At 41.8% G+C, this 9,894-nt stretch carries 11 protein-coding genes; 1 reads left to right on the top strand and 10 read right to left on the bottom strand.

The features are described 5' to 3' along the window. The first annotated feature begins 98 nt into the window (after positions 1 to 98). Entirely contained in the window at positions 99 to 1,484 is a 1,386-nt protein-coding gene (locus tag MHM87_RS19440; protein ID WP_239260767.1) for an ISNCY family transposase, read from the top strand. 30 nt (positions 1,485 to 1,514) lie between these two features. On the opposite strand, the gene MHM87_RS19435 is transcribed toward MHM87_RS19440, so the two are convergent. The 10 genes from MHM87_RS19435 to MHM87_RS19390 form a co-directional block, all read right to left on the bottom strand. Further along, positions 1,515 to 1,727, bottom strand: coding sequence for a GDCCVxC domain-containing (seleno)protein (locus MHM87_RS19435; RefSeq protein ID WP_080589192.1), 213 nt, complete (start codon positions 1,725 to 1,727; stop codon positions 1,515 to 1,517). A gap of 49 nt (positions 1,728 to 1,776) precedes the next feature. Next, positions 1,777 to 2,052 (bottom strand): mercury resistance system periplasmic binding protein MerP, encoded by a 276-nt coding sequence (merP, locus tag MHM87_RS19430; RefSeq protein WP_014951208.1) that lies wholly within the window; start codon positions 2,050 to 2,052, stop codon positions 1,777 to 1,779. 32 nt (positions 2,053 to 2,084) lie between these two features. Continuing rightward, positions 2,085 to 2,429: a mercuric transporter MerT family protein gene (locus MHM87_RS19425; RefSeq protein WP_014951207.1), complete on the bottom strand. Its 345-nt coding sequence runs from the start codon at positions 2,427 to 2,429 to the stop codon at positions 2,085 to 2,087. A 77-nt stretch (positions 2,430 to 2,506) separates the two neighbouring features. Beyond that, positions 2,507 to 2,890, bottom strand: coding sequence for a MerR family transcriptional regulator (locus MHM87_RS19420; protein WP_014951206.1), 384 nt, complete (start codon positions 2,888 to 2,890; stop codon positions 2,507 to 2,509). A gap of 200 nt (positions 2,891 to 3,090) precedes the next feature. After that, on the bottom strand, positions 3,091 to 3,876 hold the full coding sequence (locus tag MHM87_RS19415; protein ID WP_239260765.1) for a DUF5677 domain-containing protein: 786 nt from the start codon (positions 3,874 to 3,876) through the stop codon (positions 3,091 to 3,093). Next, a complete protein-coding gene (locus MHM87_RS19410; RefSeq protein WP_032096156.1) occupies positions 3,866 to 4,621 on the bottom strand; it encodes a hypothetical protein in 756 nt (251 codons plus the stop codon). Before MHM87_RS19410 ends, MHM87_RS19415 begins: the two co-directional genes overlap by 11 nt. Before the next feature lie 14 nt (positions 4,622 to 4,635). Beyond that, positions 4,636 to 5,433, bottom strand: coding sequence for a DUF3800 domain-containing protein (locus MHM87_RS19405; protein WP_014951205.1), 798 nt, complete (start codon positions 5,431 to 5,433; stop codon positions 4,636 to 4,638). Between the two features lie 245 nt (positions 5,434 to 5,678). Further along, positions 5,679 to 7,190: a serine hydrolase domain-containing protein gene (locus MHM87_RS19400; RefSeq protein WP_239260763.1), complete on the bottom strand. Its 1,512-nt coding sequence runs from the start codon at positions 7,188 to 7,190 to the stop codon at positions 5,679 to 5,681. A gap of 92 nt (positions 7,191 to 7,282) precedes the next feature. Next, positions 7,283 to 8,461 (bottom strand): alpha/beta hydrolase-fold protein, encoded by a 1,179-nt coding sequence (locus tag MHM87_RS19395; protein WP_239260761.1) that lies wholly within the window; start codon positions 8,459 to 8,461, stop codon positions 7,283 to 7,285. 101 nt (positions 8,462 to 8,562) lie between these two features. Further along, the gene (locus tag MHM87_RS19390) at positions 8,563 to 9,411 is read right to left on the bottom strand and encodes a hypothetical protein (protein WP_239260759.1); all 849 of its coding nucleotides are present in this window, start codon (positions 9,409 to 9,411) and stop codon (positions 8,563 to 8,565) included. Between the last annotated feature and the right edge of the window lie 483 nt (positions 9,412 to 9,894).

Here is a 9,894-nt window from a genome sequence, read left to right as displayed (position 1 = left end):
GCGAAAAACACTGGCGACCGTTGACGCCACTTGAACACTTAAGGTAAAAATCGACTAGCCAACGATGCGTTGATCTGAGGTGTTCAAATAAAACCGGAATGAGTGTTCAAGTAAATCGGAATACGCAGCATGGTAATTGCGGTAAATCACCCCCGAATAAAACGCCTATTTCGATAAAAAAAGCCGTTCAAGCGTTAATTAAGGATAAGTATTTTGATTTGAATTTACTGCACTTAGCCGAGCAGTTGGCTGAGAATGAACACATTGTTGTTAAGCGTGAGACCTTACGTGGTTGGGCGCACGATATTCATCATGTAAAGCGAGCTAAGCGTCGTCGTAGCCATGTTCGTAAACGCAGAGAACGTATGGCCGCACCGGGCTTAATGATGCAAATGGATGGTAGTCCGCACCGTTGGTTTGGTAACAAAAAGCATTGTCTCATTGCGATGATAGATGATGCCACCAGTGAAGTTTATGCTGAATTCTTCCCATCAGAGACCACCGTTGGATGTTTGAAAGTCATGCGTGACTGCCTTGAAAAGAAAGGTGTGTTTAAAACACTTTATGTGGACAGAGCCGGAATCTATGGTGGGCCTAAGCGTTGTAACTTCTCACAAATGCAACGCGCTTGTGAGGAGCTGGGCATTGAAATTATCTTTGCCAATTCCCCACAAGGTAAAGGGCGCGTTGAACGAGCGTTCGAAACCTTCCAAGACAGGTTGGTGCCCGAACTTAGGTTGAACAATATCAACGATATCGCCGCTGCCAATGCTTACCTTAAGCATGTCTTCATTCCGCAGTTCTGGCAGTCGAAAGTCCAAGTGAAATCAAAGCAAGCACCTGAATTTACGCCTCTGTCAAAACACATCAACCTTGATGATATCTGCGTCATTAAAAACCATCGTAAAATACGTAACGACCATACCTTCAGTTATGGCAACAAATTCTACCTCATTGATTCACCGCTCAAGCACTCCATTGCCAATCAGAAAATCGAGATAAGGAACACGAGTAAAAAAGGGTTTACCGCTCACTTCGCTGGTCGCAAACTGAAGATCTCGGAAGTTAATGAGCCAAGCAAACTGGCATCAGAAGACTTGGCAGTACAGAAGAAACTTGAAGTATTAGCGTTAATCGAAAAGCTCGGAAGCGTCAGTGCTGCATCACGCCAAAGTGGCGTCTCACGAGACACTATTCATCGGCACTTAAGAATGGTTAAGCGAGGTGGCCCTGATGCGCTAAAACGGCAAGAAACGCCTAACATACGGCATAAAAACTGTGTAGATATGGAAATCGAGAAAGCGGTAATCGAGTTCTCTCTTGAACATCCTCACCTTGGTCAGCAGAAGGTGGCACATAAGCTAACAGAAGCATTAGGCATTGATGTTAGCCCAAATGGCGTGCGCAGTATGTGGTTGAGAAATGATATGAATACAACCGCACTGAGAATTGAGAGATCACTAGCTTTGCATGAATCAGCATAATAAATAGCCAGTTGTTTAACTGACTACTTTTCAATTACAACAACTGTTGCCCTCTTGAATTGGAGGGCACTTCACTGTTCCATATGAGCAATAAACGCAGCAGTCGCCGCTCAAAGGCTTTAGCAGTGTTTTACATTTAGTGCATTCATAAAAAAATTGGCATGCAGTGGTTGGCATTTCTTCTTGCTGGCTGTAATCGCAATGTGGGCAAGTAATCGTCGATGAGAGTTCTATTTTCGCCATAGTTTTGTGTTCCTCTGAGGGTTTCAATATCGTTCAACTAGCGACGGCCTTACGACTTCACTAATGAAGGATAACCAGCATTCTTTGTAGCCTTTGTTAGTGCATCAGGATTTGTTATCTCATCGTCAAATGTTACAACAGCAAGTTTATTTTCAAATGTCACTTCCACTTGTTTAACGCCTTTAACGCGCTCAAGTGCTTTTTCTACTGTTATCGGGCACGTTACACAATCCATAGACGGAACTTCTAACGTAACAGTTACATCTTTTGCAAACGTCGCCGTGCTGCTTATCAACAATAAAGTTGTAATCAATAACTTCTTCATTTTTCTCTCCAATTAGAGTTAAGTGGTAGCACCTACACGACCCATATGATCCAGTAGTTGCTGGTAACAAAAACAAACGCCAACAGTGTGGTAAACCAAAATACTGCTTTTCGTCGTGTTCTTACCTTTGGGACTGCACAAGCCTCGTCATCCGCACAGTTTTCAACAGGCTGATGTATCTTCCACCCAGCAAAGCCAAATAAAACTACAACCACGAATATAAAAATAGGACGATAAGGGTCTAAGAGTGTTAAATGACTAATCCATGAACCACTTATACCCAATAAAAGTAAAACAAGAGGCCCGGCACAGCAGGCACTTGCACCGATTGCTGCGGCAAGCCCGCCTAAGATTGATAGTTGACTACTTTTTGCCATATTTACGTTTATTACACTGTTCTTTTAAGCACAGCATAAACTCCGTATATGGGTACGGAGTCAAGTGATGAGTCATTTTACGGTTGAAGTGACTGAATGATTGGGCAATCTTTATCACTTGGATTAGTTTTACAGTCTGAAATGAGCGAGACAAGGCTGTCTTTAAGGTTAAGCAAATCTCTTAACTTATCTTCAATTACTGCAAGCTTTTGCTCAGCGAGTTGCTGAACATCTTCACAATTACTAGCACTTAATATTAATAATGATGATATTTCCGCCAATGTAAAACCTAAATACTGTGCACGCTTTATGAACAATAGTCTTGAAAGTGCTTGTTCTGTATATTGCCTGTATCCCTGTATCGGTTTGATGGGTTGTTCAAGTAAGCCTTTGCGTTCATAGAAACGAACGGTCTCTACACCAACATTTGCCTCTTTGGCGAGTTTACTGATTGTATACATTGGCTACCTTTAATATTCTGGTTAATTCAATAATATACAAAACGTCTAATTAACTCATGCTTCAAAGGAAATATTTGCATATTTATTGAAGTGGATAATACTAACTGTTACCTTAAATGCGACAAAGTCGCTCGGTAATTAGACCGACATAATCCCTTGGTAATCACACTAATCCAGTTTAGCGGACTTCTTCAAAGGCGCTACTTTACATCTTCTTCTATTGGAATAGATTCCCAATAGTTTTTCCACCAATCGAGCGGCATTAGTTTTATTGATACTTCAAAGTGCTTTTCAAACAACCGATAAGTCTTGTCAACGTATTTGCAGGATCTATACAAGTAGTCGGGGTCGAGCGGCACGTCTAGTAGAGCAGGAATCAAGTGGTGCTTATGTAGTGGATTTTTGCAACGAGTCATATTGTAAACTGAAACATGGGGCCACATGCTATGCGCCACTTGGCTAAAGGGCGTGTAAGCAAAATTATAAAGGTCTTCGCAATCTGCCTCTTGCGCCATTTTCCTACAATTTAAATTCGACCACGTTCCAACATCCACTTCGACAAAAAATTCATTGCGTTGTGAATTAATCCAATGCTCTCTAAACTCTATCATTTGTTGAAGATCTTCTTTGTCTTCTTGATATTCCTCCTTTTCTAACAGGAGCTTGTAGTGTTCGATAAGTAACTTTGCTTCACCCAGACCATGCATAATGTATTTATGGGGTCGCTCTTCCAAATCATCCATCATCCACGCAAGCGTGATATATAAATCGGTCATAGAGCGTAAGAATAATGGTGCAGAATGTCCGTTCCATGTTGAGGGAGCTTGAGCCAACTCGATGGAGAGAGTAATTTGTCGAGATAAAAGACCACCAATGGCAGATAATGCCTCCAGTTTATCCGCGGGAATTTTAACTTTAGTCCAAACTTCATCGAAACTGTCCACTAGATAATCGACGTAGCCACTTACTAATTCTTCAATATCCATTGTCGCATCCATCTAAATCAAAAGCCTCATTCCAAAAAGTCTCTGGCCAATTGTTTTCAGGAACCCCTATTTCTTTCAAAAAAGAAGCTGCTGCAAATCCGTTGATATGAGCGCGAGCAAAACTTGCAACACGCTTTGCATCATCAGACTCTGGCGCTTTGAATATTGCATTGAAGTCAGGCAAGTCGATATGAGCAGAAATTTTCATTCGCCCAGATATTATCTCTGCGTAAACCGCAGTAACCTGAACTTTGGTCGCTTTTGATGACAGTCTATCCAAAAGCGCCTCTACATCCTCTTTCAGCATTTCAATGGCATCTTCACGGTCAACACCATACTGGTGCTCAGAAAAAAGAAACGCTAATGGATAGCTCTTTAATAAGTGATACTGATGTTCGAGATTACTTAAAACGTCGTTGAAATATGGTTTCGTTCTTAATGTCTCATACAATTCATTCTTTTTTGAATCTGACAGAGTTGTATAGCTACCCATGTATTGAAGCGGCGCAATTTTTTCACCCTCAAAGCAGTTATACGCAGTATCAATAAAATCAACAATGACTTTAGTTGCATTCCTATCGCCAAGACGAAGATATAATGACGACATCCAAATTAAGCACGGAAGCCGGTCGTTTACAAACGATGTTTCTCTCATCTTGTCGATTTGCATTAAAGGGGGGATGAACTTTTTGCCCACTTTTTTATGATCTTTTAACACCTTTCCTTGGTGGTTACTTTTTTTCATTCTTTTTTTCTACTTCACTTAAGTGATTTTGCAGGGAGCGGATATCTCAGCTCTACATTCTTCGTATGAATTTCACGTTGATCTCGCCTGATATCATGAAAATACCAAATATTAAATTTTCGCTCATAGTCCCAAGTGTCGTGTTTGAGCGAGTCCCAGCCTAAATATGATGCAATATGATTCGCCATATCTCGCTTTCTATCAGAGGTTACTTTTCCTTGAAACGCGCTCATAACTGCTCCCAACAGAAAGTCAGCCAGCTGTATTTGCTGAGAATCTTTTGAGTCTTTAGTCACAACTGTTTGAATCAGAGCATCACCGCCTAATTCTTGTTTTAGGATATTGTTAGCGATTGTATGAAACGCTTCGTCAGCCTTATTGTATCGCGACGGTAATGGGTCGACTTCGACTCGAAATTCTGATAACTGATTAGGATGTGCTTTTTTAACTGCTTTTATTTTTGAAGAAATAAGAGTTGTGAAGTGTTTTCGCATTGCAAGGTCGTAGTCACCGTCATGAAATGATTTATCTACCAATCCTTTTCTAATAACTATGCAATGAAAAGCCAGCCACGCGTGTTTGAAAAATACATCGGCAAGCTCTTTGTAAAAATCAATGTTATTTTTCTGATGAGCACGTTGCCATTTAATTTCGTTTGTATATCGATACTTTTCCCTAAGATTTCTGATGATACGAACAAAATCGCCGCGACGTTGGTACTTCATCCACAAGGAACCAAAACCGTAGTATACCTGCCCATCTATACCAGATTCGTCACAGGCAATATGCCAAATTAGCTTTCCTTTTGCCATTTATACACGCCTCCGTATGCATAATCATATTAAACAATGCAACATATAGTATTAGCAAGTTTAACTTTTAGTCAGGTAGGCGATGTTGTGAAAATTTGGACCTATTGACCCGTTAAGCGCTGATTGCACCAAACATTCCTGAACGACCGGAGTACGTATATAGCAGCCGTTTGCCTTCGAATATGCTAACGGCGGTAACTGGAACAAAAAGTATTAGGGGCATGTATGAGTTCACACCCTATAGTCTAATCTTTCCTAGCACCCCAAATATTCCCATCCATCACAAGCGCCTCAATCAACCCACTCCCATCATCCATCTCAAAACGAAGACTACTCCCATTCTTAGCAAAGAATCGGCCGCCGCCCTCATGAAAATACTCTTCATTTTCAACATAAGGTAAGGCGTTAAGCACAAAGCCATTGGCTGTTTTTTCTAGCACCACATCAACATTCACAGGGTTGGTCACTACATAGGTTCCAATATATTTACTTAATTCCTTTTGGCTTATGGGGACTAACTTCCTAACCTCAGCTTCCGAGTAACCTACGTTTAACGCTTCTTTTAAGCGTATTTCTAGTTCAGTTATTAACTGCCTACCGTTGTTGCCGTTCGTCATAATGGCGTAGCCGTTGCCGGTATCTAGTTCAAGGTATAGCTGCGACATGAACCCAGCATCTGCGCCGCCGTGACCAAAGCCTAAAATTTCACCGTTATCATCCATATTGATAAAAAAGCCTATTCCTACATTAGGCGGCTCAGTACTTAGCGTATTGTTGGTTAACATTTCCTGCGCGGTGTCTTGCGACATCCAGTCGGTTTTCTGCCCTAAATACGCGTTACGAACGCCGTTTGCCAATTTCAACATGTCTGATGGCGTGCTCCACATGCCAGCTGCTGCAAGCGTAGCGTAAGTATGCGCGCCACCCTTAATTGGCGCACCGTCTCCGTCATACGGCGTAGCCATATTGTTTGATAGGTTTTTCGATATTGGCTGGTCGAAACCAGAGCGGGTCATGCCTAAAGGTTTAAACAAAAGCCGTTGCGACATAGTTGGCAAGGGCTCATTAGCAACGTCCTGCAAGGTAAGTTGAGCAAGCGTAGTGCCACCACCGGAATAACGCATTTGCGTACCAGGTTGAATATCAACAACAACGGCATCGGTATTAGCTGGAAATGCACCTTCTAGCACCTGCTGCAAAGTAGGCACGGGTTCGCCCGCCGCGTAACCAGGAAAACCATGTACTGTGGTACCTGCCGTGTGACTCAATAATCTGCGCAATGAAACAACGTTTTGCCCAGTCCATTCGTGTTCAGGCAACTGCCAGCTGGTGAGTAAGGTATTAACATCTGCATTTAAATCTAGCGGGTTATCTTGGCGGTACTTCATCAATACTGCCGCAAATGCGGGTTTAGAAATACTGCCTGCTTGGAACACCGTGTTTTCATCAATAGCCAATTCAGTGGTTAAATCTTTAACGCCGCTTTGCATGGTCCAAGCTAGTCGCCCATTTCTCATAAACGCGACAGACACACCAGGTACATCATAATGCGCTTGTCTTTGTTCTAAAGATTGGTAATCAACCTCTTGCCCTTCAATTCGAATGCGTTCAGTAAGCCCAGATTTTAAAAGGTCGGCTTCTTTTGATTCTGCGGCAGCAGAGGGAGAGGCGGGCAGGGTTTCAGGCTCAGCACAGCCCAATAACGAAGCTAAACAAAGCGAAAGTGTTAAAGAGGCGAAGATCTTGTTTGTTTTCATTATGTGTATTCCATTACGAGTGAACGTACCAGAGTAAGTTCCTACTATTATTCGGTCAATGCTGACGATTTTCTAGTTCAGGCACTTGATAGCTAGTCGCCTGTACCTTCCGCTATCTTCTTTCGCAAGTATGCCAACCGCGTTTTAAAAGCACCATTTTCAACATTTTCTTCATAGCTCATTGCTAGCGCTTTCTCTCGCATTTCAAGTGCCATGGCTAAATCGCCGTTAGCTTCATAACCGTCTGCCAGACTGTCGTAAGCATCAGATTTGTTGGGGAAGCGAGCTATATTTTTCTTAAAAATTGCAATGGCAGAGTTAAAGTCTTGTTTGTTTAACACCGCATAACCCGCGTGGTTTACTGCTTTATATTCTGGCTTTGCTTCAAAAGCGTATTTTGCAGAAAGGTCTTTATAGTGTTGCTCTACCGCAGGAATACCTTCTTGTATTATCGCACCTGTTGGGCGTAACGAATTTAGCTGCTTTTGAAGCGCCAAGCTCATACCTGCAAGAGCAGTCGTATTGTGGCTTTCAGATGTGTCTAGCTCCGTGTCAAAGGTAAACCCTTTTCGTTCGCTGCTATTTAGCAGTTCAGCGTAACGTTCGTATGCGCTTAGCATGTTTCCACCTTCGTTACCCATGTTGATATAAAGGTATTTGTTAAGGTCGCTATCTGACGCAAAGAACGCTTTTGCCTCTGGAAATATCACTTCTTCGTGCCACCATAAACTTGGGCTAAATGCGAAGTAAGCTTGAAACAGTTCAGGCCGCTCATGCAGTGCGTATAAGGTAAAAAGGGCGCTTAATGAATGCCCAGAAACAATCGCGTAGTTATTGGTGCGATAGTTTGCCCCTACGTAAGGCTTTAGCTCTTTTTCTAGAAAGTCTAAAAAGTTGTCGGCACCACCAGATATTCCCCACTGGTTGTAGCTTTCATCATAGGTAGGTGTGAAGTCTCGCGTGCGCTCGGTGTTGGTAATACCGATAACAATCATTTCCTGCGCCATTCCAGACTGATTTAGCAGATCAAGCGTGCCTACGGTATGGGCAAAATTACGCTGTCCATCTAGCAAATATAAAACTGGGTAGGTGGTGTCTTTATAGCGGGAATAGTTATTAGGTAGGTGAATAAGTAGTTCTCGCGACTCATTCAAAACTTCTGACTTTATTGTTGTAACCACGGCCTCGCCACGTACTTTGGCGTTTACGTGAAAGCTAAGGCTAAAAGCAAATAAGGCGCAGATAAAAACACAGGCAAGCTTTTGATACATTTGAAATTCCCTTTCCCGCTATCAGGCGCGAGTTTCTCTTTATAATTTAATTTACCTAAGCTGTCATAGTCACTCAAACTTGTCAAAAAATAACCAAGTCATTAATTGGCAAGCATAAACTTTTCAATAGATTGCTCGATGATAGTTCGCAAGTTTTGTTTGTCCTGAGCGGGCAAATAGCGCGTATGAGCATTAATAAACTCAGGTGTTAAATAGATGCGTTTTATTGCAGCGTTTATACGCTTTATGTGCTCTGCACCCTGAGGAGTATTGGGGCAGATAACGTGGCCTGATACATAGTCAGGGTTATCTGCAATAGAGTAACTGCGCACTTTAATAGGCATGTTCTCTCCAAAACTTCTGTATAAAGTTGCAGGAAAAATGAGTGCAAAATCAGACTTTCCTTTTGAAAACATTTCCATAAAGCGAGAGTAATAAATATTATTTGCTATACGAAGGATTTGCTCTCGATTAACTTGCTTTAGGTCGTCGTCTATCCTTTCACCGAATGAGTATTCTTCTGGTAACACAATAAAAGAGTCTGGAAAGGCTTCTAATACGCGAGATATGCTTAGTATTCGGCCTTTTTCATCCAAAAATTCTTTTTCTATTGGTGGCAGTGAAGCCAGTTGGTAAAAACGTTGTGTCTGGAAAAAGCTAAGCGGTAGTGAGTAAAGATGATTTTTTTCGCGTTCAGGTGCTTTTATTTTATTGAGTACGCAAATGTTTTCGCCATGCTGCATATACGCAAAAGAACGCACAAGAGGAACATGAAGCACCGGATCTGTATACCCTATTTCATCAACTAGCATTTGTACTGTATCGACAGAAGTAGAATAGGGATTGCCTTGCAGATTTACCCTTTCAGTAAGAAATGCATTGTCAGCGTGAAACGCCAGAACATTATTTTGCTCAATGCTGTCACTCGAATTTGCATGAGCAAATTTCACTAATGTTATTAAAATGAATAGTCCAACCCTGAACAACTTTTTACTCCTTGGTAAAACCTCAACGCTCGTCACCTTGTCTCGCGTTAAACGTACCTTTATTTTGTGATTCTATTAGAAAAGGTAACAGCGTTTGATTTACGTAGTTTTTAAGCGCGGCTTCTACGATTTAACCAATTTACCATCTTTTTGATGTGCTTTTATAAATATTAGAAAGGTTTTGACGCGCGACTAACGAGACATTTAGCCCTGTGTAATTAAATTCTGTAAAGGGAGTAAAAAAGCCGCAATCAGCAACGTGATGCGGCTTTCCGAGCTGGGCTGACTAGGCAGCCTTATAGAGCAATTGCGTAAAAGGGGTTATACCAATTGTCTTAAAAGTTTGATCTAATAGTGGTATTCATATTCGAGTGATTTTGATATGCATACAGCCGACGACTTTAAACAATTAGCAAAGCAAACCTCCAACGGGCAACTGCGAACCCG

The organism is Alteromonas sp. Cnat3-28, assembly GCF_022348265.1.
Classification (GTDB): Bacteria; Pseudomonadota; Gammaproteobacteria; order Enterobacterales; family Alteromonadaceae; genus Alteromonas; species Alteromonas macleodii.
Note: the sequence above shows the minus strand (reverse complement) of the source record. Positions and strands in the feature narration are given on the sequence as shown.

Coding starts and splice junctions, on each gene's coding strand:
- MHM87_RS19440 (WP_239260767.1), top strand. CDS start 99: ATGAGTGTTCAAGTAAATCGGAATACGCAGCATGGTAATTGCGGTAAA.
- MHM87_RS19410 (WP_032096156.1), bottom strand. CDS start 4,621: ATGAAAAAAAGTAACCACCAAGGAAAGGTGTTAAAAGATCATAAAAAA.
- MHM87_RS19395 (WP_239260761.1), bottom strand. CDS start 8,461: ATGTATCAAAAGCTTGCCTGTGTTTTTATCTGCGCCTTATTTGCTTTT.
- MHM87_RS19400 (WP_239260763.1), bottom strand. CDS start 7,190: ATGAAAACAAACAAGATCTTCGCCTCTTTAACACTTTCGCTTTGTTTA.
- MHM87_RS19425 (WP_014951207.1), bottom strand. CDS start 2,429: ATGGCAAAAAGTAGTCAACTATCAATCTTAGGCGGGCTTGCCGCAGCA.
- MHM87_RS19415 (WP_239260765.1), bottom strand. CDS start 3,876: ATGGATATTGAAGAATTAGTAAGTGGCTACGTCGATTATCTAGTGGAC.
- merP (WP_014951208.1), bottom strand. CDS start 2,052: ATGAAGAAGTTATTGATTACAACTTTATTGTTGATAAGCAGCACGGCG.
- MHM87_RS19435 (WP_080589192.1), bottom strand. CDS start 1,727: ATGGCGAAAATAGAACTCTCATCGACGATTACTTGCCCACATTGCGAT.
- MHM87_RS19405 (WP_014951205.1), bottom strand. CDS start 5,433: ATGGCAAAAGGAAAGCTAATTTGGCATATTGCCTGTGACGAATCTGGT.
- MHM87_RS19420 (WP_014951206.1), bottom strand. CDS start 2,890: ATGTATACAATCAGTAAACTCGCCAAAGAGGCAAATGTTGGTGTAGAG.